The organism is Banduia mediterranea, assembly GCF_031846245.1.
GTDB lineage: Bacteria > Pseudomonadota > Gammaproteobacteria > Nevskiales > Nevskiaceae > Banduia > Banduia mediterranea.
This window is the reverse complement of sequence record NZ_JAVRIC010000003.1, coordinates 45,046-68,997: the sequence shown is the minus strand read 5'-3', so window position 1 is coordinate 68,997 and position 23,952 is coordinate 45,046. Positions and strand designations below refer to the sequence as shown.

The 23,952-nt window shown below is 62.9% G+C and carries 22 protein-coding genes and 1 other RNA gene; 11 read left to right on the top strand and 12 right to left on the bottom strand.

Going from position 1 to position 23,952, the window contains the following annotated elements; translation table 11 throughout:
* Window position 1 precedes the first annotated feature (1 nt).
* Genes RM530_RS02950 through RM530_RS02935 form a run of 4 tightly spaced genes read left to right on the top strand, consistent with a single transcriptional unit; the run spans window position 2 to window position 6,572 of the window.
* Window positions 2-5,059 carry a pilus assembly protein gene (locus RM530_RS02950; protein WP_311363719.1) on the top strand — a complete coding sequence of 1,686 codons (5,058 nt, stop codon included), beginning with the start codon at window positions 2-4 and terminating at the stop codon, window positions 5,057-5,059.
* A 2-nt stretch (window positions 5,060-5,061) separates the two neighbouring features.
* Window positions 5,062-5,544 carry a type IV pilin protein gene (locus RM530_RS02945; protein ID WP_311363848.1) on the top strand — a complete coding sequence of 161 codons (483 nt, stop codon included), beginning with the start codon at window positions 5,062-5,064 and terminating at the stop codon, window positions 5,542-5,544.
* 3 nt (window positions 5,545-5,547) lie between these two features.
* Window positions 5,548-6,024: a type IV pilin protein gene (locus RM530_RS02940; RefSeq protein WP_311363718.1), complete on the top strand. Its 477-nt coding sequence runs from the start codon at window positions 5,548-5,550 to the stop codon at window positions 6,022-6,024.
* 5 nt (window positions 6,025-6,029) lie between these two features.
* On the top strand, window positions 6,030-6,572 hold the full coding sequence (locus tag RM530_RS02935; RefSeq protein ID WP_311363717.1) for a GspH/FimT family pseudopilin: 543 nt from the start codon (window positions 6,030-6,032) through the stop codon (window positions 6,570-6,572).
* A gap of 70 nt (window positions 6,573-6,642) precedes the next feature.
* Here the strand turns inward: RM530_RS02935 and ispH are convergent, their stop codons facing one another.
* The 6 genes from ispH to orn all read right to left on the bottom strand — a co-directional run bounded on the left by ispH (window position 6,643) and on the right by orn (window position 12,927).
* A complete protein-coding gene (ispH, locus tag RM530_RS02930) occupies window positions 6,643-7,593 on the bottom strand; it encodes a 4-hydroxy-3-methylbut-2-enyl diphosphate reductase (protein ID WP_311363716.1) in 951 nt (316 codons plus the stop codon).
* A complete protein-coding gene (gene lspA / locus RM530_RS02925; RefSeq protein ID WP_311363715.1) occupies window positions 7,594-8,094 on the bottom strand; it encodes a signal peptidase II in 501 nt (166 codons plus the stop codon).
* Window positions 8,094-8,489 (bottom strand): hypothetical protein, encoded by a 396-nt coding sequence (locus tag RM530_RS02920; protein ID WP_311363714.1) that lies wholly within the window; start codon window positions 8,487-8,489, stop codon window positions 8,094-8,096. Before RM530_RS02920 ends, lspA begins: the two co-directional genes overlap by 1 nt.
* A complete protein-coding gene (gene ileS, locus RM530_RS02915; protein ID WP_349256164.1) occupies window positions 8,489-11,251 on the bottom strand; it encodes an isoleucine--tRNA ligase in 2,763 nt (920 codons plus the stop codon). The genes RM530_RS02920 and ileS overlap by 1 nt, the downstream gene beginning before the upstream one ends.
* A 120-nt stretch (window positions 11,252-11,371) precedes the next feature.
* On the bottom strand, window positions 11,372-12,301 hold the full coding sequence (gene ribF / locus RM530_RS02910; RefSeq protein WP_311363712.1) for a bifunctional riboflavin kinase/FAD synthetase: 930 nt from the start codon (window positions 12,299-12,301) through the stop codon (window positions 11,372-11,374).
* Window positions 12,302-12,366: 65 nt separating this feature from the next.
* A complete protein-coding gene (gene orn / locus RM530_RS02905) occupies window positions 12,367-12,927 on the bottom strand; it encodes an oligoribonuclease (RefSeq protein ID WP_311363711.1) in 561 nt (186 codons plus the stop codon).
* 221 nt (window positions 12,928-13,148) lie between these two features.
* Between orn and RM530_RS02900 the strand changes: the two genes are divergently transcribed.
* The gene (locus RM530_RS02900; RefSeq protein ID WP_349256163.1) at window positions 13,149-14,366 is read left to right on the top strand and encodes an ATP-binding protein; all 1,218 of its coding nucleotides are present in this window, start codon (window positions 13,149-13,151) and stop codon (window positions 14,364-14,366) included.
* 189 nt (window positions 14,367-14,555) lie between these two features.
* Window positions 14,556-15,404 (top strand): HAD family hydrolase, encoded by an 849-nt coding sequence (locus tag RM530_RS02895; protein WP_311363709.1) that lies wholly within the window; start codon window positions 14,556-14,558, stop codon window positions 15,402-15,404.
* A 47-nt stretch (window positions 15,405-15,451) separates the two neighbouring features.
* Here the strand turns inward: RM530_RS02895 and RM530_RS02890 are convergent, their stop codons facing one another.
* A complete protein-coding gene (locus tag RM530_RS02890; protein ID WP_311363708.1) occupies window positions 15,452-15,604 on the bottom strand; it encodes a hypothetical protein in 153 nt (50 codons plus the stop codon).
* Here RM530_RS02890 and RM530_RS02885 point away from each other — a divergent pair.
* The 5 genes from RM530_RS02885 to RM530_RS02865 all read left to right on the top strand — a co-directional run bounded on the left by RM530_RS02885 (window position 15,603) and on the right by RM530_RS02865 (window position 19,673).
* On the top strand, window positions 15,603-15,941 hold the full coding sequence (locus RM530_RS02885; protein WP_311363707.1) for a 4a-hydroxytetrahydrobiopterin dehydratase: 339 nt from the start codon (window positions 15,603-15,605) through the stop codon (window positions 15,939-15,941). The genes RM530_RS02890 and RM530_RS02885 overlap by 2 nt on opposite strands.
* Window positions 15,942-15,993: 52 nt before the next feature.
* Window positions 15,994-17,253 carry a GTP cyclohydrolase II gene (locus RM530_RS02880; protein WP_311363706.1) on the top strand — a complete coding sequence of 420 codons (1,260 nt, stop codon included), beginning with the start codon at window positions 15,994-15,996 and terminating at the stop codon, window positions 17,251-17,253.
* Window positions 17,250-18,485 (top strand): DUF1688 family protein, encoded by a 1,236-nt coding sequence (locus RM530_RS02875; protein WP_311363705.1) that lies wholly within the window; start codon window positions 17,250-17,252, stop codon window positions 18,483-18,485. Before RM530_RS02880 ends, RM530_RS02875 begins: the two co-directional genes overlap by 4 nt.
* 14 nt (window positions 18,486-18,499) lie before the next feature.
* Window positions 18,500-19,132, top strand: a complete 633-nt coding sequence (upp, locus tag RM530_RS02870; protein WP_311363704.1) for a uracil phosphoribosyltransferase — start codon at window positions 18,500-18,502, stop codon at window positions 19,130-19,132.
* A 220-nt stretch (window positions 19,133-19,352) separates the two neighbouring features.
* On the top strand, window positions 19,353-19,673 hold the full coding sequence (locus tag RM530_RS02865) for a type II toxin-antitoxin system RelE/ParE family toxin (protein ID WP_311363703.1): 321 nt from the start codon (window positions 19,353-19,355) through the stop codon (window positions 19,671-19,673).
* 119 nt (window positions 19,674-19,792) lie between these two features.
* On the opposite strand, the gene recR is transcribed toward RM530_RS02865, so the two are convergent.
* The 5 genes from recR to ald form a co-directional block, all read right to left on the bottom strand.
* A complete protein-coding gene (recR, locus tag RM530_RS02860) occupies window positions 19,793-20,398 on the bottom strand; it encodes a recombination mediator RecR (protein ID WP_311363702.1) in 606 nt (201 codons plus the stop codon).
* Between the two features lie 16 nt (window positions 20,399-20,414).
* Window positions 20,415-20,738, bottom strand: coding sequence for a YbaB/EbfC family nucleoid-associated protein (locus tag RM530_RS02855; RefSeq protein ID WP_311363701.1), 324 nt, complete (start codon window positions 20,736-20,738; stop codon window positions 20,415-20,417).
* A gap of 52 nt (window positions 20,739-20,790) precedes the next feature.
* Window positions 20,791-22,485 (bottom strand): DNA polymerase III subunit gamma/tau, encoded by a 1,695-nt coding sequence (dnaX, locus tag RM530_RS02850; protein WP_311363700.1) that lies wholly within the window; start codon window positions 22,483-22,485, stop codon window positions 20,791-20,793.
* Window positions 22,486-22,604: 119 nt separating this feature from the next.
* Window positions 22,605-22,694, bottom strand: an RNA gene (gene ffs, locus RM530_RS02845) — signal recognition particle sRNA small type.
* A 90-nt stretch (window positions 22,695-22,784) separates the two neighbouring features.
* Window positions 22,785-23,909: an alanine dehydrogenase gene (gene ald / locus RM530_RS02840; protein WP_311363699.1), complete on the bottom strand. Its 1,125-nt coding sequence runs from the start codon at window positions 23,907-23,909 to the stop codon at window positions 22,785-22,787.
* Window positions 23,910-23,952 lie beyond the last annotated feature (43 nt).

Here is a 23,952-nt window from a genome sequence, read left to right as displayed (position 1 = left end):
GATGAGCGCTCTTATATCCAAATTGATCTTTCGTCTCACGGTCGCACTGATTGCGCTGGTACCCGGTTTTGCACTTGCCGGCGGACTTGAGCACATCTCATCGGATTCGGTCGTAAAATACACGAGCCTACCGGTCACGAGCGTGGACTCGGCTATTCCTCAGGCGATGATCACTTTGGCCAAGGATCATCAACTGTTCATGAAGGCTTTCAATGACTACGTCGACCTGGACCGTGACGGCAACGTCGAACCGAATGAAGTCACCTACAACCACGGCTTCGACTATTACGGCTATTTCGACAGCTACAAGTGCTATGACTACAGCACGACTTCACAACGCTTCGTTCCGACAACCGAATACGACAAGGTTGAGTCAGACAGCGCTGCCAGTAGTACCAATCTCGCCGCAAAATACTGCTCCGGAAACTGGTCTGGAAACTTCCTGAACTGGGCGACAATGGCCCGCATTGATGCAGTTCGCAAGATACTGTTCGGGGGGAAACGGAGCATCGACAATTCTATCTCCTACGATCAACCTGCATTGACCGTCCTCGAGAGAACCTATCTTCCGAACGACGCGCATTCCTGGGCAAAGTATTACAACGGCTCGGACATCGACAACCTCACACCATTCAACCCTCCCTCAGGTGGCAGCGGCCAAGCCAACGGCATCACGATCTGCAACACCACTCTGGACTCCAGCTTCTCCAAAACATCAGGGGAAGTGACTGCGCCACCGTTGATTCGGGTAGCCGAAGGCAATTACTCACTTTGGGCTGCGAATGAGCGGTGGCAGTGCCTCTGGAGTGACGAAAAAGGCGCCAGTAACGGCAACGATCTCACCTATTCCGGCATCGCAGCCGCAAGCTCGAATCCCGACCGTTCCAACATTGCGCTTGGCACTGGCGTCGCCAAAGGCGATTACGTTGTCCGTATAGAAGTGTGCACAACAAATTTCGAAGAAGGCGATCGATGCAAGAAATATCCGGACGGTACTTATAAGCCGATCGGTCTCTTGCAGGAATACGGGGACGGCGAACGCATGTGGTTCGGCCTGATCGCCGGCAGCTATTCCAAGAACAAAAGCGGGGGCGCGATCATGAAAAACGCCGAGCCCTTCACTGATGAGATCAACGTCAGCGTCGACGGACGATTCATCAAGGTGGCCGGTCTCAACGGCGTCGGTAGTCAACCGTCCAAATCCAACGGAATCGTCAACGCCTTGTCGCTCTACCGCATCATCAAGTATAGCCATGATGACGGCACTTACGGAGTCAAAGGCAACAGCAACGACAACTGCACGTTTCGACTCGCAGAGTTCGGGAGTGGAACCTGTCAGAACTGGGGAAACCCGTTCGGCGAAGGCTTCTTCCAAGCCATTAACTACTATGGACGGGGCAAAACAATTGGCGACTTCCAATCGAACGATTCCAACGAAATTCCGGGGCTCAACCCACCCACCAACATCAAGCCGTCAATCGAAGACAGTAACTCGTGCGCCTCCCTGAATGTGGTTGCGTTCAACAACAGCACGATCTCGTACGACGGCGATGAGCTGGATGGCAATTCCGACGGAGTTGGCAGCATTGGATCAACCCTGACCGCAGCCCAGTTGACCGATATCGTCGGCGCTGGCGAAGGCGTCTACGGCAACAAGTTTTTCGTCGGCGAAAATGGCAGCACTTCCCAAGGTGACGCCGGTCATCAAGTGTGCACCGCCAAGACCGTCTCTTCGCTTGGTGCCGTGAAAGGGCTCTGCCCTGAGGCGCCACGCGTCGAAGGCACGTTCAAGATCGCAGGGGTCGCGCACTACGCGCACCTCAACGACATTAACGACGACGTCGACGGTGTGCAGACCGTCAAGATGTATGCAGTCAATCTCGCGTCAGCGACTCCTCAAGTACACATTCCCGTTCCGGGCGGCGGCGACTCAGTTCTCCTGCTGCCTTCCTGTCAGAACTTGGATCTAAAAAATGCCAACGGCAGCACGGTCAGCGGACTCAGTGGCGCCTGTGCGATCGTCGACTTCAAAATCGTCAAGCCCTATTCCGAATCCGCCGGCGTGGGTTCGGGGAAGTTCTACGTGAACTGGGAAAACGGTGAGCAGGGCGGTGACTACGATCAGGACATGTGGGGGGTGATCGACTACAAGATCACGGCGTCCGAAATCACAGTAACCACCGATGCAATTGGCTACAGCGGTGGTTCGGCCCGTATGGGGTTCGGCTACATCATCAGCGGCACCACAAAGGACGGTGCCCACTACCACTCCGGCGGCGGCGGCGACAACAACGGCAACAGCACCAGCACTCCTTATCGATACACCGACCCTACCGGCGCAACAGATTGTTCGGCCGGCAATGGCTGCCAAATAAGCCAAGACTCAACGTCTTACACCTATGCAATCGGTGCTTCAGATGCTGAATTGCTCAAGGATCCGCTCTGGTACGCGGCCAAGTGGGGTGGCTTCGACGATCTCGACGGCGACAACAAACCAAGCAGTCTGGCTGAATGGGACAATGTGGACGCGGACGGAAACCCGAATCCGGACGGGGACCCGGACAACTATTTCCATGCCGTGGAACCGCGTCAGCTGGAAGCGCAGCTGCGGCGTGTATTCGACCAGATCATCGGCCGCGTTGCAGCCGGCACCGCGGCCTCGGTAGTGGCCAATGCGCGCGAAGGCGAAGGTGCGATCTATCAAGCGCTGTTCGAACCCACGCGATCCGACAAGGACGGCAACGAAGTTCGCTGGCTTGGTTCGCTGCACTCGCTCTGGGTCGATTCCAACGGCTACCTGCGCGAGGACGGCGATCAGGACGCGGTGCTCGACGGTTACGGCACCGATCCGGTGGTGGAGCTGTTCTTCGACGATTCCAGCGCCAACCAGCAGGAGCACAAGACCAAGGTTCGCCGCTATTCCGGGGACCCCGCCGATTCAGCCACGACCTCGTCCGTGGTGTCGATCGACGATCTCAGAACCCTGTGGGACGCGCGTGAACGTCTGGCCGCCATCAGCAATTCCAACATCAATACGCAACGCCCGTACGGCAGCTCGGCCACGACCGGTCGGTACATCTTCACCTTCCTGGACCTCAACCAGAACGGCTCCGTCGACTCCGGGGAAATCAAGCCGTTTGTCCCGGCCAGCTTCGGAAGCGCCTCGGGTACGTACGGGGTCCTGAATGCGCCGAGCTCCGATACTGCGGACAAACTGGTGAAGTACATACGCGGCGACGACCAATCCGGCGTCAGTGGCCTCAATCTGCGACCGCGCACGCTGGACTATGACGGAGACGGCACACCCGAAACGATGCGCCTGGGCGACATCGTGCAGTCGACGCCCACGGTGGCGGCCGCGCCATCCGAAGCCTTCGACCTGCTCTACGACGATGCCAGCTACGGCGAATTCCGACGCAAGTACCGGAACCGTCGCAACGTCGTCTACGTGGGCGCCAACGACGGCATGCTGCATGCCTTTAACGCCGGCTTCTATGACGCCGAGAACACTCAATTCAAGACCAGCTACAACGGCGAGACGGCGCACCCGCTGGGCTCGGAGCTTTGGGCCTACGTACCCTACAACCTGCTGCCCCATCTGACCTGGTTGAGCGATCCCGACTATCCCCATGTCTGGTACGTCGATGCCAAACCACGCGTCTTCGATGCCCGCATTTTCAACGACGACAGCGACCACCCCAACGGATGGGGCACCGTGCTGGCGATCGGCTTCCGCTTCGGCGGCGGCGACCTGACGCTGCCCGCCGGGAACTACGCGGATGCATTCTCAGCGTTCAGCAACTGGTCCCAGAATCAGGCAAAAAAGCGCAAGCTCGAAACGCACTCCGCAATCGTGCTGCTCGATGTGACCAACCCGGAGAAAGCGCCCACGCTCCTGGCGGAATTCAGTGATCCGGACCTGGGCTTCACGACCTCGTTCCCCACCGTGATCGCGATGAGCCAGCGCGGCAATCAGGCCGGCGCCAGCATCGACGATGACTGGTATCTGGTATTTGGATCCGGCCCCGACAATCTCAATTCGATTTCGAGCAATATCACGGACGCCGAAAGCACGCGCAGCGGATTGCTCTATGTCCTCGACCTCAAATCCATGAAACTGGTCAATGGCAAACCCTACGACCTCGGAAATGCGGCCAGCAAGAGCTTTGTCGGCGACCCCGTCACCGTCGATTGGGATCTCGACTTCATGGCGGATAGCGTCTACTTCGGGACTATCGGCGGCGATGCCGCAGCCCCTTCCGGCAAACTCTTCAAATTCCAGCTCGCAAATGGCGTTGGTGAGGAGCAGCGCGCAACCGCCAACTGGGCAGCACCTCGGGTGATGGTCGACCCGGGGACGGCCAGCGTGTCAACGCCGACGGTCACTTTCGACCCACAAGGAAATCGATGGGTCTTCGCAGGAACAGGCAGACTGTTCGGCGACCCGGACAAGGCCTCAACCCCGCAGCAGTATCTTTTTGGTGCAGTCGACTCGTCCAATTCAATCGGCACGTCGACCTTGTACAATTTCTCGAATTTCGTGGACGTATCTGACGCGACCGTAGCCACCAATGGCAGCGTGACGAACGTGATCGGCGTCGGCAGCGAAGGTGCGCTGTCGACCCTGGCCGTCAAGAACGGTGGCTGGAGGCTCGATCTTGAACTGCCCGGCGTGGCTGAACGCAGCGTCACGCAGATGTCCCTGCTGGGCGACATCCTGTTCGCCTCGGCGTTCACGCCGAGCACCGACCTGTGCGGAGGCGAAGGCACGAGCCAGCTCTACGGTCTGTACTACAAGACCGGGGCGCCCAAGGCCGCACTTCCGACCTTTGGCACAACGACCAGCACCGTTGATGGACAAACACTCGACATCGGCATCCGCCAAGTCACGATTGGGGCCGGGCTTGCGTCCTCGCCAAGCCTGCATACCGGCGTAGCGCGTGACCAACGCGGCATCACAATTTTCACGCAGACCTCAACGGGCGCCATCGTGAATGAAACAGGCCTGGTCACGGAACGCGCGCGCAGCGGTGAAATTGACTGGCGCGAGCGCTTTTGAGCATGTGGCCCTCCGCACGACACGCGGCGACAGCAGCAGGTCCAGCACGTCACGAACTGGGCGTAACCCTGATCGAGTTGATGATCGCCGTGGCCGTGGTCGGCATTCTTGCGATGATCGCCTACCCCTCCTACGTCGAGTATCGCCTGCGCGCCGATCGTGCGCTTGGGCAAAAATGCCTGATCGATGCCCTGGGGCGTGCGGAAAGCTATTACACCAGGATCGGGCGTTATCCCGAATCCGCGAACGAGATATTTCCGAGTGCCGGCAATGCCTACTCATGTGGAAATGAAGGCCTGTATCGATTGTCCATCGAGTCGGAAGCGGATTGTCCTTCTCGAAACTGCGTCTCGATTCGGGCGGACAGCATGGGCAAGCAAGTCAAGGACGGGAATCTGCAAATTCGCTACGAGTTCGGTTCCAAGTCGACGACAAAGAAGCGCCTGCTGCCGGATGGCGGAAGTACGAGCTGGGTGGGTCACTGAGCCATGGCCAACGCCCGACAGACCGCCACTGCTCCACGGGGCACCCCGCACGGTTTCACGCTGATCGAGCTGATGATCGTCGTCGCCATTGCAACGATCCTGACCGTGATCGCACTTCCGGCCTACCAGCAGTACATTCGCAAGTCGCAGCGGGATCTGGCAACAACCGCCTTGGCCGACCTTGCTTCGCGGCAGCAGGCGTTTCACATCAAACGACGCAGTTATGCCGGCAGTTTCGAGCCGCTGGTCGCAATCGACGCGACCAAGGTCTACCTTCAACGAAACGGACAGTACGTGGCCAGCGCCGACGAGGACTCGATCTACCTCCTGAGTCTGCTCGCCGACGGCATCCAGGCGGTGCCAAAAGGGCGGCAGGCCAAAGACGAGTGCCTTTCCCTGAGCGTCGCCTACAACGGGCAGCGCTCGGCCACGGCCACCGGTCACACGGCCGCCGAAGCGCGGTTGTTGTGTTGGCGCTGAGGCGCATGACTGTGGCGCGCTCTGGAGGCCCGGGGCATCCGGCTTCGTGTGCTTCGTCCGGCTTCACGCTCGTAGAACTGCTCACCGCCATCGCGGTGCTGGCCATCCTGCTGGCGATCGGAATCCCCAGCTTCCGGCTCTATCTGCTGTCGTCCCAGCGTTCAGCGGCCTCGACTCAGCTGTACGGCGCGCTCGCCCAGGCGCGCTCGGAGGCGATTGCGCGCAATACCGAGATTTCGGTATTCCCGCGAAGCAGCGGCGCGGATCTGGCCTGCGGCAGCAGCGATCAGGATTGGAACAACGGCTGGCTAGTGGGCGCGTCCTGCGATCAGGACTTCATCGCGGTATTCGACGCCGTCGGCGCCGGCGTTTCTGTCATCCCGGCGACCGACATCACCCGGGTGGTCTATCGCGCCTCGGGCAGGACCAGCGGCAATGTGTGCTTCATGATCGAGCCGGACAGCGAAAAACTTCAGCCGCGCGAAGTCAGCACGCAACTTTCTGGACGTGTCAGCCTGCGCGAAACCGATACTCCCTGCGCCGGCTGAAACGCGCCTCGGCCACTGCTGCTGCCGGATCACAAAGCAAAAATAACGCGGGGCAAAAATAACGCGGGCCTTAGCGTTCCCTGTCCACACGGTTCAAGGGCCGTGGCAGCGAGAACACCACGTTTTCCTCGCGCCCCTTCAGCTCCTCGGCCAATTCGCCACCCAATTCGCGCAGACGGTTCACGACCTCGGACACCAGGACCTCGGGCGCGGAGGCACCCGCCGTGACGCCGATGCGCAGCTTGCCGCAGGTCCATTCGGGATTGATGTCGTCCGGACCGTCGATCAGATGCGCGACTACCCCACGCTGTTCGGCGAGCTCGCGCAGGCGGTTGGAATTGGAACTGTTACGCGAACCCACCACCAGTACCAGATCGCATTGCTGGGCCAGGGACTTCACGGCGTCCTGGCGGTTCTGGGTGGCGTAGCAGATATCGTCCTTGCGCGGTCCGTGCACCTGTGGAAAACGGGCGCGCAGCGCGTCGATGATGCGCGCGGTGTCGTCCATCGACAGCGTGGTCTGGGTGACGTAGGCCAGACGGTCCGGCTTGCGCACCGGCAGCCGCTGCACGTCGTCCACGGTTTCGACCAGAAAGATCGCACCACCGCAGGTACTGTCAAACTGGCCCATCGTGCCTTCGACCTCAGGATGGCCGCGATGGCCGATCAGCACCACCTCCCGCCCCTCACGCGAATACTTGGCGACCTCGATGTGTACTTTGGTCACCAGCGGACAGGTCGCGTCGAACACCGTCAGGCCGCGTATGCGCGCGTCGCTGCGCACGGCCTGCGACACGCCGTGGGCCGAGAAGATGCAGATTGCGCCTTCCGGCACTTCATCGACTTCCTCGACAAACACCGCACCGAGTCCGCGCAGCCGGTCCACCACGAAGCGGTTGTGGACCACCTCGTGGCGAACGTAGACCGGCGGGCCGAGTTGTTCGATCGCCCGTTTCACGATTTCGATGGCGCGGTCGACGCCGGCGCAGAAACCGCGGGGGTTGGCGAGCAGTATCTTCATTCAGGCTCCTGCGCGGGCCTTGCCGCGCTTCTGCCGGAAGCTATCCAGCACCATGTCCAGAATCAGCAGGGCGGCACCCACGCTGATCGCGGAGTCGGCAACATTGAAAGCCGCGAAGTGCCAGTTGCCGACGTAGAAATCGATGAAATCGACCACGTGCCCACGCGTGGCGCGGTCGATGACGTTGCCGAGCGCACCACCGAGTATCAGCGACAGCGCGACCGCCACCAGCAGCTGCCCGCGCGGATTGCGCCGCAGCCACCACATGATGCCGATCGACACCGCCACGCCCAGCGCGATGAACACGACCGGCGAGGCCTCGGCGAACATCGAGAACGCCGCGCCGGTATTGCGCATGTGCACGATGTTGAAGAACGGAATCACGGGAATCGACTCGTACCAGTCCAGCCCGCGCACGATCAACTGCTTGGTGATCTGATCCAGCAGGATGACCGCAGCCGAGAGCCACAGCCAGTACACATTCTTGTATCGAAATTCCATTAGCGTCCCGTGGATCGAATCCAGTAGGCGGCGGAGATGCCCCAGATCGCATTGAATATCAGGACCGCGGCCGGTGTCAGCAGGCCCAGACCCAAACCACCCAGTCCGTGTGACGTCTGTTGCGGAAAGAAGAAAAGCAGCTGCGCCAGACTCGGTCCCAGGCTGACCACCAAGCCGCGGATCAGGGTACGTCCGGGCGCCAGCGGCAACAACAGCAGCAGGCCCCATAACCCGCCCCATACGATACGCGGATAGAGCCAGGCCGCGCTGAACGATGGGTGGATGGCCACACCGATCCGCGCCGTCAGCCCGTAGTGTCCGGCCGCCCACACTGCCAGGCTGTTGAGCAGGGCGCCGACCGCGCCGGCCGCGAAAGCCAGGGAAGCGGCGCGCATCAGACCCAGCGCCGCGTCTCGCCGACGCCGTCCACGTTGTCGATGCAACGCCCGCACAGCGCCGGATGCGCCGCATGCTGGCCGACATCGGGCCGGCGATGCCAGCAACGCTGGCACTTCTCGGACTCGCTACGGCCAATGCTGATGCCCAGCAGTTCGCCATTGTCGAGCTTGATCGCGTCCTCCAGCGGCTCGGCGACCAGCTCCGCATCCGATGTGATCAGCCAGAAGCGCAGTTCGGCGGCGACGCCGCTCAGCGCTTCCTGAAGCACGCCCGTGGCATGCAGCCGCACCGTGGCGTCCAGCGATCCGCCGATCTCACCGCGCCGGCGCGCATCCTCGAGTTCCTTCTTGACCGCATCGCGCACCAGAACCAAGCGCTTCCAGTCGATCGCAGCTTGCGGCGCGGCCATCGGGAACGCGTGCCAAGTCTGGGTAAAGATGCTGGCCTTGCGCTCACCGGGCAGCAGTTGCCAGATCTCATCGGCCGTGAACGACAGGATCGGCGCGATCCAGCGCACCAAGGCTTCACTGATGTGGAACATCGCGGTCTGCGCGGACCGACGCGCTTCGCTGGCCTGCGGCAGGGTGTAGAGCCGGTCCTTGAGCACGTCCAGATACAGGCCGCCCAGGTCCACCACACAGTAGTTATGCAGACGCTGGTACACCTGATGGAACTCGCGGGTCTGATACGCCTTGCTGATCTGCGTCTGCAGTGACGCGGCCTGAGCCAGCGCATGCGCATCGATCGCCAGCATCCGATCCACCGGTACGGCATCACCGGCCGGATCGAAGTCATGCAGATTGCCGAGCAGGAAGCGCGCGGTGTTGCGGATGCGTCGATAGGCATCGGCGATGCGCTTGAGCAGATCGTCGGAGACCGCGATCTCGCCCGAGTAGTCGCTGGCCGCCACCCACAGGCGCAAGACATCGGCGCCCAAGGTCTTGAGCACGGTCTGTGGCGCAACCACATTGCCGAGCGACTTGGACATCTTGCGTCCCTGCGCGTCGACCGTGAAGCCGTGCGTCAGCACCTCGCGATACGGCGCCCGGCCGCGCATCGCCACCGAGGTCAGCAGCGAGGACTGAAACCAGCCGCGGTGCTGGTCCGAGCCTTCCAGGTACAGGTCCGCCTGCGGCGCCAGCCCGTCCGCGCCCAGCGCTTCGGGATCGACCGATTTGAATGAACACTGATGCACGGCACCGGAGTCGAACCAGACGTCCAGCGTGTCCGGGCATTTCTCGTAGTCCGCCGCTTCCGCGCCGAGCCAGTCTTCGACGGACGAGCCGAACCAGGCCTCGAGTCCCTCGGCTTGCACACGTTCCGCCACTTTCATCAGCAGCGCCGACGTTTCGGGATGCAGCTCCTGCTTCTGCCGGTGCACGAACACCGCCAGCGGCACGCCCCAGTAGCGCTGACGCGAAATACACCAGTCTGGGCGCCCCGCCACCATCTCGCGGATACGGCTTTCGCCCCAGGCCGGAAGCCATCGGGTCTTTTCGATCTCGCTGATCGCGTCCTTGCGCAGCCCGGCCACGTCCATCGATACGAACCACTGCGGCGTGGCACGGAAGATCAGCGGCGTCTTGTGACGCCAACAATGCGGGTAGCTGTGCGTGATCGTGGCCTTGTGGGCCAAGGCACCTTGGGCCGACAGCGCGTCGAGGATCAACGCGTCCACCTTGCGCACGTGCTGGCCAGCGACCAGCGGCGTGCCGTCGATGAACACACCATTGCCCTGCACCGGATTGTCGACCGGCAGGCCGTATTCGCGGCCCACACCGTAATCTTCCACGCCGTGCGCCGGCGCGGTGTGGACCAGGCCGGTGCCGGCATCCAGCGTCACATGCTCGCCGAGTATCAGCGGCACCGTACGCCCCGCGAACGGATGCCGCGCGCGTGCGCCTTCCAGCGCCGCGCCCTTGATCGTGGCGAGCATCCGCGCTTCGGTGGCACCCACGCGCGCCGCATAGGCCTCTACCAGACCGGTCGCCAGCACGAGGTGTTCGCCGCCGATCTCAACGAGCCCGTACTCCAGTTCAGGATGAACCGTGATGGCCTGATTCGCCGGCAGCGTCCACGGCGTGGTCGTCCAGATCACGTACGAGGCCGGGGCCTCGCCATCGAGTCCAAAGCGGCGGTTCAACTCGGCCGCGTCCGCGGTCGCGAACCGCACATCAACGGCAAAAGACTGCTTGTCCTGATATTCGACCTCGGCCTCGGCCAGTGAGGAGGCGCAATCCAGGCACCAGTGCACCGGCTTGAAGCCGCGCACGACATGGCCGCGCTCGACGATACGAGCCAGCACCCGCAGCTGCTCCGCCTCGAATGCCGGCTGCATCGTCAGGTAAGGACGATCCCAGTCGGCGAAAATTCCCAGCCGTTTGAAGTCCTCGCGCTGACGGTCGATCTGCTGCCCGGCGTATTCGCGGCAATGCGCGCGGAACGCAGCCGCATCCAGTTTGACGCCGACCTTGCCGTGCTTCTTCTCGACCTGCAGTTCGATCGGCAGACCGTGGCAGTCCCAGCCCGGCGTGAACGGCGCGCGATAGCCGTCCAGGCGCGCGGACTTGAGGATCATGTCCTTGAGCACCTTGTTCACGGCATGGCCGATGTGGATGTCGCCATTCGCGTACGGCGGGCCGTCGACAAAGCGAAATACGGGGCGATCGCGGGTCTCAGCCTCGATCCGCTCGTAGAGCTTTTCGGACTCACAGGCCGCAATCCAGGCCGGTTCGCGTTTGGCCAGATTGGCCTGCATCGCGAAATCGGTCTTCGGCAGGTTCAGCGTGTTCTTGTAGTCTTGCTCGTTGCTCACGGCGTCGAATCGGTCAGGGCCTCGATCGAAACCGTCGCGCGGGCCGCGTCTCGGTTTTGACGATCAGGCGATGGAGAAATGGTCCCGCGCGGCATCGGCATCAAGCCGAATCTGCGTCTTGAGCGCGTCCAGCGAGTCGAAACGCTGCTCCGGCCGCAGAAACCGGGAGAATTCAACCCGCAATTGTCGCCCATAAAGCTCGCCCGTGTCTGCAAACGCATGGACTTCCAGCAATAGTCGCTGCTCGCCGCCCAAGGTCGGACGCACGCCGAAATTGGCAACTCCGGTCCATTGCCGGTTCGCCTGTTGCACCCGCACGGCATAGACACCGTAGCGCAAGGCCATGCGCTTCTTGAAAGCGATATTCGCGGTCGGTACGCCCAGAGCGCGACCCAGCTTGCGGCCATGCCGCACCACGCCGCGGATCGAATAGGGGCGCCCCAGCAGCTTCGCGGCAGCGGCCAAGTCGGCCGCGCCCAGCGCCCCGCGTACCGCCGTGGAGCTACAGCGCAGTCCATCGACATCAACCGATCCCAGGGTTTCCACGATCATCCCGTGTTCGGTCCCCAGCTTGCCGAGCAGTTCCAGATTTCCGGCACGCCCACGGCCGAAACGAAAGTCGTCACCGACCACCAGCGCACGCACACCGAGCCGGCGGATCAGCAGCTCCTCGACAAAGGCTTGCGGGCTCTGCGAGGCAAAACGCCTGCAGAAGCGCACCAACAGCAGGCGGTCGATCCCGCGGTCCTGGATTTGCGCGAGCTTGTCGCGCAGCGTGGCGACACGCGGCGGCGCCTCATCACGGGCGAAGTATTCGCGCGGCGTGGGATCAAAGCTCATGACCGCAGAAGGTAGACCGAGACCCTGCGCGATTTCGCGCGCCTGATCCAGCAAGGCCTGATGGCCCAGGTGAACGCCGTCGAAATTACCGATCGTCAGCGCACAGCCGCTGTGCCGCGATTTCAGATTGGCGAGTCCCCGTATCAGCTCCATGATTTTTCAGCGGGGCAATGGACAGAAGGATGGCATCAATACCACGATCGTTTCGGACAGTCTGTTCAGACGGCGGGCGTCGGCAGACGCAGGAAATGCTCGCGGTAGTAACGCAGCTCCTCGATCGAATCGCGGATGTCGTCCAGCGCGAGATGACGCGATTCCTTGCGGTGCCCACGGGCCACCGCCGGCGCCCAGCGGCAGCACAATTCCTTGAGCGTGCTCACGTCGAGATTGCGGTAGTGGAAGTGACGCTCCAGGGCCGGCATCCAGCGCGCCAGGAAACGACGGTCCTGGCAGATCGAATTGCCGCACATCGGCGAGGACCGCTCCGGCACCCAGCGATTCAGAAATTCCAGGGTTTCGCGCTCCGCCCTCGCCTCGTCGACGTTGCTGTCGCGCACACGCTGGGTCAGGCCGGAGCGGCCGTGCTGGGTGGTGTTCCATTCATCCATCGCGTCGAGCTCGGTAGCTGGCTGGCGCAGCGCCAGCACCGGCCCTTCGGCCAGCACATTGAGATGACTGTCGGTCACGACGGTCGCGATTTCGATGATTCGGTGGCGTTCCGGAATCAACCCGGTCATCTCCAGGTCAATCCAGATCAGGTGGCTGGCTTCGGCTTTCATGGCGTCGGGGGTCTCATGCGTATCAATGCTAACAAATGCCGGGTGCCAAGCTCGGCGGACTGTCTCACATGCGCCTGCGCCCAAACCAGAACCAGAACCAGAACCAGACAGCCGTAGGGATTGCATTGGACTGCGACAACTCCGTTCCGGGACGGTCGGCGCACCATGCACCGCCCACATTCAACCTTGCAATCATGGATATGTACTCCATAATTGCAATGATGATAGCTCGCAACTTGCTTGCTGAGGTACGTCTTGCGCTGGCGGAATCGCCGGCCGTCGCTCTGCTTGGCCCGCGGCAAGTTGGCAAGACCACACTGGCGCTGACGGTGGGCAAGGACGAGGCTTCGGTCTACCTTGACCTGGAGTCTGCACAGGATCGCGCAAAGCTAAGCGAGCCGGGACTCTATCTGCCGCAGCATGAAGACAAGTTGGTGATTCTCGACGAAATTCAACGCGTACCACAGCTGTTTCAAAGCCTGCGCGGCCTGATCGACGCGGGCAGAAGGCATGGTCGAGGAAACGGTCGTTTCCTGCTATTGGGCGCAGCTTCCATCGAGCTCTTGAAGCAAGCCAGCGAATCGCTGGCGGGGCGTATCCGCTATCTGGAGTTGTCGCCGGTCCATGCCGGCGAAGCTGGCGCGGATCGCCTGGACGCACTGTGGCTACGCGGGGGATTCCCCGAGAGTCTGCTGGCCGCATCGGATGCAGCCAGCCTGCGCTGGCGCTCGGATTTCATTCGCACTTATCTGGAGCGGGATATTCCCCAGCTAGGGCCGCGTATTCCGGCAGAAACCCTGCGCCGCCTGTGGACCATGCTTGCGCATCAACAGAGTGGCCTGCTCAACGCCGCTGCGCTCGCCCGTTCGCTCGCCGTGGACGGTAAAACCATTGCCTCGTATCTCGACCTGTTGGTCGACTTGCTGCTCGTGCGCCGTCTCCCCCCTTGGCACAGCAACGCCGGCAAACGCCTTGTGAAGTCGCCCAAAGCCTACGTGCGCGACAGTGGGCTGGTTCATGCCCTCTTGGGCATCGGAGACAGGGAGGCCCTGCTATCTCATCCCGTGTCCGGCGGGAGTTGGGAAGGTCTGGCGGTCGAGTCCCTGGTGGCGGCCGCGCCGATCGGCACTGAAGCTTCGTTCTATCGCACTGCAGCGGGCGCGGAAATTGACCTTGTCCTGAAGTTGCCGGGACATGCCCAGGCCTGGGCCATCGAAATCAAGCGCAGCCTTGCCCCCAAGCTGGACCGTGGATTTCATCTGGCCTGCGAGGATATTGAACCAGAGCAACGTTGGGTGGTTTATGGCGGAACCGAGCTGTATCCGATAGCGAACCAGGTCCAAGCGGTATCATTGACTGCCTTGTGCACGCGTCTGTCTGCGCTAGACGCTCATGCCCGGATGGGCATTGGAAGCGAAACGCCCTGGCGCCGAATGTGAAAAAATCCATTCCCGGAAGATTGTCTGGAGATTGCACATGCTGCGGCGGATGCTGCCCAGATACTGCCCAGATACTGCCCAGATACTGAGGTTCCCCACGCCCACGACGAGTCCTACAGTGTGTTGGCCTGATCACGCGAGTCGACCTGCGCAAGCAGCTTCATTCCACCCGTAGACACCCAAGGCGCCATGCACGACACCATCGCTGTCGTATTCGACTTCGACGACACCCTCGCCCCGGACACTACCAGCGGCTATTTGCGCAAATCCGGCATCGACGACCTGTCGCGATTCTGGAAAGAAGAGGTCGGCAGCCTCTATGCAGAGGACTGGGACCCGGTACCGGCCTACCTGTACAAGATGATAGAGGCCGCTCAAAGCGGCCGTATTGGCCCGATCACGCAGGAATCGCTATCGACCTGGGGCGCAGAAGCGCCGCTGCATGCGGGCGTGGACACCCTGTTCGACAGACTTCGCGCGACCGCGAAGAAGGCCAACCCCAGGCTGCGTCTGGAGTTCTACGTGATTTCCAGCGGGCTGGGCGACGTCTTGCGCTCGACCCGCATCGCCCACGAGTTCACCGAAATATGGGCCTCGGAACTGCACTACGACCCGGCGGGCCACGCGATCTTTCCAAAGCGCGTGGTGAGCTTTACCGACAAGACGCGCTACCTGTTCCACATCCAGAAGGGACTGACCGGCACAGCCTTTCGAGGCAAGCCGTTCGAGGTCAACCGCAAGGTGTCGCGCGATCACCAGCCGGTGCCGCTGGATCACATGATCTTCGTCGGTGACGGTTACACCGATATCCCGTGCTTCTCGCTGCTCAAGCAGAACGAAGGCATCCCGATCGCCGTCTACGACCCTCATCACGAAGAACGCTGGGGCAATGCCTTCCGCTTCGTCTCCGAAGGCCGCGTCTCCAACCTGCATTCGGCGAACTATCTGGAAGGCTCGGATCTTTCGAATTTTCTGATCATGGCCGTACGCTCGTTGGCCGAACGCGTTGCGCTGTCGGCGCATACCTACAAGGGTTGAAGCGGGAGCTTTCGCATGAACAAACAAGGCGTCGGCACGCGTGCAATTCAGGTCGACCCGTCGCCGAACCAGAGCACGGCAAAGACATCAGCGATACCCTGTGCCGCCTCTCGGTCGGCATCGAGGATCTCGACGATCTTCGTGCCGCCCTCGCACGTTCTCGCCGGCTGAAAACGCCCCGGTGCCCAAGGAGAATCCATGACCGAACTTGTCCAACGCCGCTGCGTTCCCTGCGAAGGTGGCACCCAGCCGCTGTCCCACGCCGACGCTGGCGTGCTGATGAAGAAGCTGCGCGCCAACTGGACCCTGGCCGACGACGCCAGCTACATCGAAGCCCATTTCGAGTTCAAGAACTACTGGCGAACCACTGCCTTCATCAACGCCGTGATCTGGATCGCCCACAGCGAGGATCATCACCCGGACATCCAGTTCGGCTACAAGACCTGCTCCATCCGCTATTCGACCCACGCCGCCAATGGCCTGACCGAAAACGATTTCATCTGCGCCGCCAAGGTCGATGCGCTGAATCGCGATTGACCCTGATCGGACTGGTGTATCGTCATCGGACGTTGCCTCAAGGGAATACGTCATGAGCGCCGACGACACATCAGGCCGTCCAGGTCACATCCGCCTGACCTCGCATCCCCCCGCGAGCGACGCGGAACTGCTGTCGATCCAGTGGGGTGCGCCCGACCCACTGACGCGCGGGCCGGTCATCGGCACCGTCACCAATCGCCTGAGGCGCAACGTCATCGGCTCGCACAGCGGCGCCTACGGCATCTATCGCGCGCTGGCCGTCGCCGCCAATGCGCTGCCGCGCGGTCACCGCGCCGACCTCACGGATACCCGACCCACCGACCGCGTCGGCCCCTATCCTCAGTGGTTCGACCCCGAACGCATCGTCTCGCTCGACCCGTTCGGTGCCGATGTCGCCGAGATCTACGCCGAGCAGATCGCGGCCGGCTTCGACATCCGCCCGACGATCGCCATCACTCAGGCGCACATCGATCTGCCGGAACTGCGTGAGGCGATCGCAGCCGGCCGACTCGTCCCCGATGGCCGGTTCCTGCTCGACAGCGGCTCGGCACGCGTCACCAAGATCGCGCTGGAACCGGTGTGGTGGCTTCCGGGTGTGGCACAGCGCTTCGGCGTGGTGGAATCGGACCTGCGGCGCGCGCTGTTCGAAGAAACCGGCGGCATGTTCCCGGAACTGGTCACGCGCAGCGATCTCGAGGTCTTTCTGCCGCCGATCGGCGGTCAAACCGCCTACATCTTCGGCGAGCCGGCCGATCTCGCCGATACCGGCAAACCGCTGAGCTGCCGCGTCCACGACGAATGCAATGGCTCGGACGTGTTCGGCTCCGACATCTGCACCTGCCGGCCCTACCTCACGCACGGGATCGAGGAATGTATCCGGAGCGCGCAGGGTGGCGGTGTCGGCCTGATCGTCTACTGCCGCAAGGAAGGTCGCGCGCTCGGCGAGGTCACCAAGTTCCTGGTCTACAACGCGCGCAAACGTCAGGCCGGCGGCGATACCGCAGACAATTATTTTCTGCGCACCGAATGCGTGGCCGGCGTGCAGGACATGCGCTTTCAGGAACTGATGCCGGATGTGCTGCACTGGCTTGGCGTGCGCAGGATTCATCGGCTGGTGTCGATGAGCAACCTGAAATACGACGCCATCACGTCCTCCGGCATCGAGGTCGGCGAACGCGTGCAGATTCCGGACGAACTGGTTCCAGCCGACGCCCGTGTCGAAATCGAGGCGAAGATGGCGGCCGGCTACTACACCGAAGGCGAACGGCTCGATCTGGACACCCTGAGCGCCATCAAGGGCCGTGGCCTGTGAACCCGGAGCCGTCCGAGGCGGTGCGTACCCTGCGCGAAGCGGCCACGATCCGCGAGCGCTGCGCCAACATCACCGCCGCGGTGGAAGCCGGCGACTCGGTCTGGTTCCGTATCGACGACAGCCGCTGTGCATACACCGCAAGGCTCGTCGCCGAGTTGACGCTCCGCCAATATCCCGGGCTGAACGTCCCCTATCACAGCCGCTGGCGACATTTCGAAGCCGGCGGTATCGATCGGATGCAGACACTGCGCAGCCTGATCGGCCCCGGGCAGGACGAAGCACTGGCGCGCGCCAGCCTGGACCTGGCCGTGGTCAGCGTGTTGCTCGACGCCGGCGCCGGCGCCCAGTGGCGCTGGCAGGAACCCGGCGGAACGATCCACACACGGTCCGAAGGACTCGGCGTGGCCAGCTTTCACGCTTTCGTGAATGGGGCATTTTCGTCCGAGCGCGGCAAACCCTTGCAGGCGGATGCGCGGGGGCTGCAGCGCATCGATGCGCCGCATCTGGCCAAACTGTTCCAGCTCAGTCCCGACAATCCGCTGCTCGGCCTGGAAGGTCGCGCTGCGCTGCTGCGTCGCCTCGGCGAGGCGCTGGAAGTCCAGGAATCGATATTCGGAGTATTCGGCGGCCCGGCGAGACCGGGTGCGCTGTTTGATCTGCTGGCCGGCAAGACGCAAGGATCCACGATCGAGGCCGCCGAGCTGTTGCGTGCGCTGCTCGACCATTTCAGCAGCGTCTGGCTGACACCGTCGCGGCTCGACGACACGCCGCTCGGCGATGTCTGGCGGCACCGCAATGCCGGCGGCCGTGGTGGTTCGACTGGCTGGGCCCCGTTCCACAAGCTCTCGCAATGGCTCGCCTATTCACTGGTCGAACCGTTCGAGTCCGCCGGATTCGAGGTCGCGGGGCTCGATGCGCTGACAGCCTTGCCGGAGTACCGCAACGGCGGCCTGCTGATTGACAGTGGCTGGTTGCAACTTCGAGACGCCGCGCGCGGACCGCGCAGTTGGCAGGTCGGTGATGAACTGGTGATCGAATGGCGGGCGCTGACCGTCTGCCTGATCGACAAGCTGGCCGAGTCGGTGCGCGGACTGTTGAAGCTGGATGCACAACAACTGCCGCTCGCATCACTCTTGCAAGGCGGAACCTGGGGTGCCGGGCGGCAGCTCGCAATGGAACTTCGGAGCGGCCTGCCGCCATTGTCCATCGAGACCGACGGCACCGTTTTCTAGGACCAGGAGCATTCATGCAAGGCGAAGTCACCGTCATCGAGCACCCGCTGGTGCAGCACAAGCTGACGCTGGCGCGGCGCAAGTCCACCAGCACCAATACGTTCTCCCGGCTGATGGGCGAAATCGCGACGCTGATGGCCTACGAGGTCACGCGCGAGATGCCGATGCAGGAGATCGACATCGAAACCCCGATCGGCCCGATGCGCTCACGCGTGATCGACGGCAAGAAGATCGTGTTCGTGCCGATCCTGCGCGCCGGCCTGGGCTTTCTGGAAGGCATGCGCGCGGTGGTTCCCGGTGCGCGCGTCGGCCATATCGGCCTGTATCGGGACCCCAAGACCCTGGTCGCGGTCGAGTACTACTTCAAGATGCCGCAAGGCATGCGCAACCGCGATGCGATCGTCATCGACCCGATGCTGGCCACCGGCAATTCGGCTGTGGCGGCGGTCGAGCGCCTCAAGGAAGCCAGCCCGCGCTCGATCCGCTTCGTCTGCCTGCTGACCTGTCCGGAAGGTCTTGAGCACTTCCATGACAAGCACCCGGACGTGCCGGTCTTCACCGCCGCCATTGACCCCGGCCTGAACGATCACGGCTACATCGTGCCGGGGCTGGGTGATGCCGGGGATCGGATTTTCGGGACCAAATGACGGCAGAGGCAAAAGCCGGTTTCTCGCGAAGACGCAAAGACACCCAGAAAAGCAGCAGACTGTTTGGGTACCCGTATTCCAAGCTTGCGACGCCGGTAACATGTTTTGGCAGGATGTACACATCCGCCCACAAGCAATTTGCGTCCATGTCCACAACGATGACCATTCGCCGCTAAGACGGCGCCAGGGATCGTCTGGACAAACTCGCCGAGGCAACGCAGTGAAGCTGGGAATTTCTTCGGCGGCTGGCGCCGTCGTGCAGATTAGGTGGCTAAACCGCGCGCTGCTCAACTTCAAGGAAGAGGCTGACTACATTGCACAGGATGACCCTCAAGCCGCTGCCCGAATTGTCGTCCTGATAGAAAACACCGTTGGCACGCTGGCCGATCATCCCGGTCTCGGGCGTCCCGGACGGGCCCCCGGCACGCGTGAGCTGGTGGTGCCCGGAACAAACTATCTCGTGCCGTATCGTGTCCGCGGCGAGCGCATCGAAATCCTGCGGGCTTTCCATGGCCGGAGGCGTTGGCCGTCGCAACGGTAGCAGGAACGGACCGGTGGCTCCGCTCCTATCAACAGCATTCTTACCGCTTTCTGCGCGCCTAGCGTCTTTGCGCGAAACAAGCGCGAAACAAGCGCGAAACAAAAACAGTATCGAAAACCTCAAGCGCCCAGGGTCTGCCGCCCCGAAAACGCATGCGCCAGGGTGCTGCCGTCCACGTATTCGAGTTCGCCGCCCATCGGCACGCCATGGGCGATGCGCGTGACCTTGAGGCCGGCGGCGCGCGCCATCTCGGCCACGTAGTACGCCGTGGCCTCACCTTCGACCGTGGGATTGGTGGCGATGATGACTTCGCTGACGCGGTCTCCACCCATGCGCTGCGCCAGCAGGCTCAAGCCCAGTTCTTCCGGGCCGATGCCGTCGATCGGCGAGAGCTTGCCCATCAGCACGAAATAGCGCCCGCGATACGGCGTGCTGGACTCGATCGCCAGCAGGTCCGCCGGGGTCTCCACGACGCACAGCTGGCCGGACTCGGCGCGAGACGGGGAACAGTACAGGCAGTTCCCACCCTCGCAGAACATACGGCAGCTCGGGCAGCGACCGACATGTTCCAGCGCTTCATCGATCGAGCGCGCCACGAACGATGCACCTTCACGGTCGCGGTCGAGCAGGTGCAGCGCCATACGCTGCGCGGACTTCGGGCCCACGCCGGGCAGACGCCGCAGCGATTCGATCAGGCGAGCCAGACGCGGGGAATACGCGACCATTACGGACGGTCGTGGCTCAGAACGGCAGGTTCATGCCAGGCGGCAGGTTCAGACCCGCCGTGGCCTGCGCCATGCGCTCCTTGGACAGTTCCTCGGCTTTGGCGCTGGCGTCGTTGATCGCGGCCGCGATCAGGTCTTCGAGAAATTCCTTGTCTTCGGACAGCGCCGCCGGGTCGATCTCGACGCGGCGCGCCTGGTGCTTGCCGGTCAGCGTGATCTTGACCATGCCGGCACCGGATTCGCCGGTGACCTCGGCCTGCGCGATCTCTTCCTGGATGCGCTTCATCTGATCCTGCATCTGCTGCGCCTGGCGCATCAGCTGGCCCATGGGACCTTTCATGTCTGTTCTCCGTGAAGGCTCTGGTGGGGAAATGTCCGTGACGGACCGTAAGCTACAGGGGCTGAACCGAACCGGTGCGGAGCTGCGCGCCGAAGCGGTCCTGCAATGCACGCACGTTCGGATCCTGCGCGATCGCCGCCTCCGCGGCCGCCTGCCGGGCCGCGGCCCGGCGCCGGTCACGCTCCATCGGCGTGCGGGTCGCCGCCTCGTTCATCTCGATCGCCAGCATGAGCGGCCGACCCTGCGCCTTGGACAGGGCGTCCTGAATCAGCTGGCGGCGCTCATCCTGCAACAGATGCTCGAAGCTGCGCAGCAGCCCGAGCCGAATCCGATCGTCGTCCTGAGCGATCCAGGCGCAATGACGCGCGAGGCCGCGCACGAAGCCTTCGAGTTCCAGGGTTTCGACCTGATCGGCCCAGCGTTCGTCTTCGGGCGAAAAGGCGTCGCCGGCATCATTGTTCGCAGATGCCGCGGCGCTCGCCTGTGCCGCTGCGGGCTCCGGCCACACCAGCTGAACCGGGGGTCGGGCCGGCGGCGCGGCATCGTTCCGGGCCGCCGATGCGCCGGCAGCGCTGGCCGCATTCGAGCGCGGCGAACTGCCCGAGCCCTCCCCGGAACGCCCGCCCGACGCGCCCGCCCCGGCGCCGACGGGCGCCGACGGCACATCAACCGGACGAAACGTCATCATCCGCAGCACGGTCATTTCAAAACCGAGGCGCGGGTCCGGCGTCCACGGCAGGTCGCGGCGGCCGGCAATGGCAATCTGATAGTAAAGCTGCACGTCCTCGGCCGGCAGGGACCGCGCCAGCTCGACCAGCGTGTCGTCATCGTCCTCGTTGCGCGCTTTCGGCAGCAGTTGCAGGACGGCGATCCGCTGCAGGATCGCGGAAAGATCATCGCTCAGCGCCGAAAAATCCGGCGCCATCTCGTCGAGCCGCTGAAAGCCCGCCAGCAGACGGTCCGAATCGGCCACCGCCACGGCACCGATCAGTTCCAGCAACAGACGCCGGCCGCCGCTGCCCAGCATGTCGTCGATCTGCGCCACGCTGAGCGAGCTGCCACCGGCAAACACCAGGGCCTGATCGAGCAGCGACAAACCGTCGCGCATCGAACCGTCGGCGGCGCGTGCCAGCTCGGCCAGCGCCGGGGATTCGAATGTCACGCCCTCTTCCGCCAGCACGCGCTCCATCAGACTGCGAATCGAGCCCGTGGGAAAGCGCTTGAGATGGAACTGCAAACAGCGCGACAGCACCGTGATCGGCAGCTTCTGCGGGTCCGTGGTCGCGAGAATGAATTTGACGTGTGGCGGCGGCTCCTCAAGCGTCTTGAGCAGCGCGTTGAACGAGTGCCCGGACAGCATGTGGACCTCGTCGATCAGATAGACCTTGTAGCGCCCGCGCACCGGCGCGTACTGGACGTTGTCCAGCATCGAACGTGTGTCCTCGACCTTGGTGCGACTCGCGGCGTCGATTTCCAGCAAATCGACGAAACGGCCCTCGTCGACTTCGCGGCAGGACGAGCATTCGCCACAGGGATTGGCGCTGACGCCGATCTCGCAGTTCAGGGACTTGGCGACGATACGCGCCAGCGTGGTCTTGCCGACGCCACGCGTGCCGGTCAGCAGGATCGCGGGATGCAGACGATCGGTGTCGAGCGCATGCGTCAGCGCCTGGACCACATGCGGCTGGCCGACGACATCCTCGAAGCGCCGAGGCCGCCACTTGCGTGCGAGTGCGAGGTAGCTCATAGCTGCGTGAGGGGGCAAACGAGAAGCGCGAGGCGTGCGCCGCAAAGCCGCGGACCGTTCGGACAAGGAAACGCCTGACGCCTCACACCTCTCGCCTCACGAAATTTGGAGGCGGCCCGCGCCGACGGTCCCGGCGCCCGGTCGCACCGCTACCGTTGCTCCCTTCCGGGCCTGGCGGAGTTCACGGCTGACCGTCGCGGGGGCCGACGCGGGCCACCATTGACGAAATGGACGCGAATTTTGCCTGATCCGGAGCCGGGCTGCACGGCTCCGGATCAGGATCGCGCATCCAGCCGGGATCAGAAGCGCCAGTCCAGCGCCTGCCGCGCCTGCAGATACTCATAGCCCAGGGCCTCGGCGACGGCCTTGTAAGTCACTTTGTGGAAGTACACGTTCAGGCCTTCCAACAGATACGCATCGTCCTGCAGCGCCTTGCGGTAGCCCTTGTCCGCCAGTGACAACACGTACGGCATCGTCGCATTGGTCAAGGCGAAGGTGGACGTGCGCGCCACGCCGCCCGGCATGTTGGCCACGCAGTAGTGCACCACACCGTCGACGATATACGTGGGGTCCTGATGCGTGGTGGCGCGGCTGGTCTCGAAACAGCCGCCCTGATCAATCGCCACGTCCACGATCACCGCGCCGTTCTTCATCTGCTTGAGCATGTCGCGCGTCACCAGCTTGGGTGCCGCAGCGCCGGGAATCAGCACGGCGCCGATCACCAGATCGGCCTTGAGCGCATATTCTTCCAGCGCATCGACCGTTGAATAGATCGTATTGAGCCGGCCCTGAAACAGCGAATCCAGATAGTTCAGGCGCGACAGCGAGCGGTCCAGAATCGTGACCTTGGCCCCCATGCCCACGGCGATGCGCGCCGCGTTGTAGCCCACCACCCCGCCGCCGATGATGGCGACCTCCGCCGGAGCCACACCGGGCACGCCGCCCATCAGCAGACCCACACCGCCCTGCGCCTTCTCCAGGGCATGCGCGCCGGCCTGAATCGACATGCGCCCCGCCACTTCGCTCATCGGCGCCAGCAAGGGCAGGCCGCCCTTGCCGTCGATCACCGTCTCATACGCGATCGCGACGCAGCCCGATTCCACCAGGCCTTTGGTCTGTTCGGGATCCGGCGCCAGATGAAGATAGGTAAACAGCAGCTGTCCTTCCCGCAGCTGCGCATATTCGGTCGGTTGGGGTTCCTTCACCTTCACGACCATGTCGGCCATCGCGAAGATTTCTTCCGGCGTGTCGACCAGCACGGCTCCGGCGTTGAGGTACTGCTCGTCATACAGACCGATCGCCTCGCCCGCCGCTTTCTGGATCATCACCTGATGACCACGCCCCGCCAGTTCACGAACGCCGGACGGCGTCAGACCCACGCGGTATTCGTGATTCTTGATTTCCTTCGGAACGCCGATAAGCATTGCCGGATTCGCATCTCGCCAGTAAAGCGCGATTCAAACCCGG

Coding starts and splice junctions, on each gene's coding strand:
- RM530_RS02950 (WP_311363719.1), top strand. CDS start 2: ATGAGCGCTCTTATATCCAAATTGATCTTTCGTCTCACGGTCGCACTG.
- RM530_RS02945 (WP_311363848.1), top strand. CDS start 5,062: ATGTGGCCCTCCGCACGACACGCGGCGACAGCAGCAGGTCCAGCACGT.
- RM530_RS02940 (WP_311363718.1), top strand. CDS start 5,548: ATGGCCAACGCCCGACAGACCGCCACTGCTCCACGGGGCACCCCGCAC.
- RM530_RS02935 (WP_311363717.1), top strand. CDS start 6,030: ATGACTGTGGCGCGCTCTGGAGGCCCGGGGCATCCGGCTTCGTGTGCT.
- ispH (WP_311363716.1), bottom strand. CDS start 7,593: ATGAAGATACTGCTCGCCAACCCCCGCGGTTTCTGCGCCGGCGTCGAC.
- lspA (WP_311363715.1), bottom strand. CDS start 8,094: ATGGAATTTCGATACAAGAATGTGTACTGGCTGTGGCTCTCGGCTGCG.
- RM530_RS02920 (WP_311363714.1), bottom strand. CDS start 8,489: ATGCGCGCCGCTTCCCTGGCTTTCGCGGCCGGCGCGGTCGGCGCCCTG.
- ileS (WP_349256164.1), bottom strand. CDS start 11,251: ATGCAGGCCAATCTGGCCAAACGCGAACCGGCCTGGATTGCGGCCTGT.
- ribF (WP_311363712.1), bottom strand. CDS start 12,301: ATGGAGCTGATACGGGGACTCGCCAATCTGAAATCGCGGCACAGCGGC.
- orn (WP_311363711.1), bottom strand. CDS start 12,927: ATGAAAGCCGAAGCCAGCCACCTGATCTGGATTGACCTGGAGATGACC.
- RM530_RS02900 (WP_349256163.1), top strand. CDS start 13,149: ATGATAGCTCGCAACTTGCTTGCTGAGGTACGTCTTGCGCTGGCGGAA.
- RM530_RS02895 (WP_311363709.1), top strand. CDS start 14,556: ATGCACGACACCATCGCTGTCGTATTCGACTTCGACGACACCCTCGCC.
- RM530_RS02885 (WP_311363707.1), top strand. CDS start 15,603: ATGACCGAACTTGTCCAACGCCGCTGCGTTCCCTGCGAAGGTGGCACC.
- RM530_RS02890 (WP_311363708.1), bottom strand. CDS start 15,604: ATGGATTCTCCTTGGGCACCGGGGCGTTTTCAGCCGGCGAGAACGTGC.
- RM530_RS02880 (WP_311363706.1), top strand. CDS start 15,994: ATGAGCGCCGACGACACATCAGGCCGTCCAGGTCACATCCGCCTGACC.
- upp (WP_311363704.1), top strand. CDS start 18,500: ATGCAAGGCGAAGTCACCGTCATCGAGCACCCGCTGGTGCAGCACAAG.
- recR (WP_311363702.1), bottom strand. CDS start 20,398: ATGGTCGCGTATTCCCCGCGTCTGGCTCGCCTGATCGAATCGCTGCGG.
- RM530_RS02855 (WP_311363701.1), bottom strand. CDS start 20,738: ATGAAAGGTCCCATGGGCCAGCTGATGCGCCAGGCGCAGCAGATGCAG.
- dnaX (WP_311363700.1), bottom strand. CDS start 22,485: ATGAGCTACCTCGCACTCGCACGCAAGTGGCGGCCTCGGCGCTTCGAG.
- ald (WP_311363699.1), bottom strand. CDS start 23,909: ATGCTTATCGGCGTTCCGAAGGAAATCAAGAATCACGAATACCGCGTG.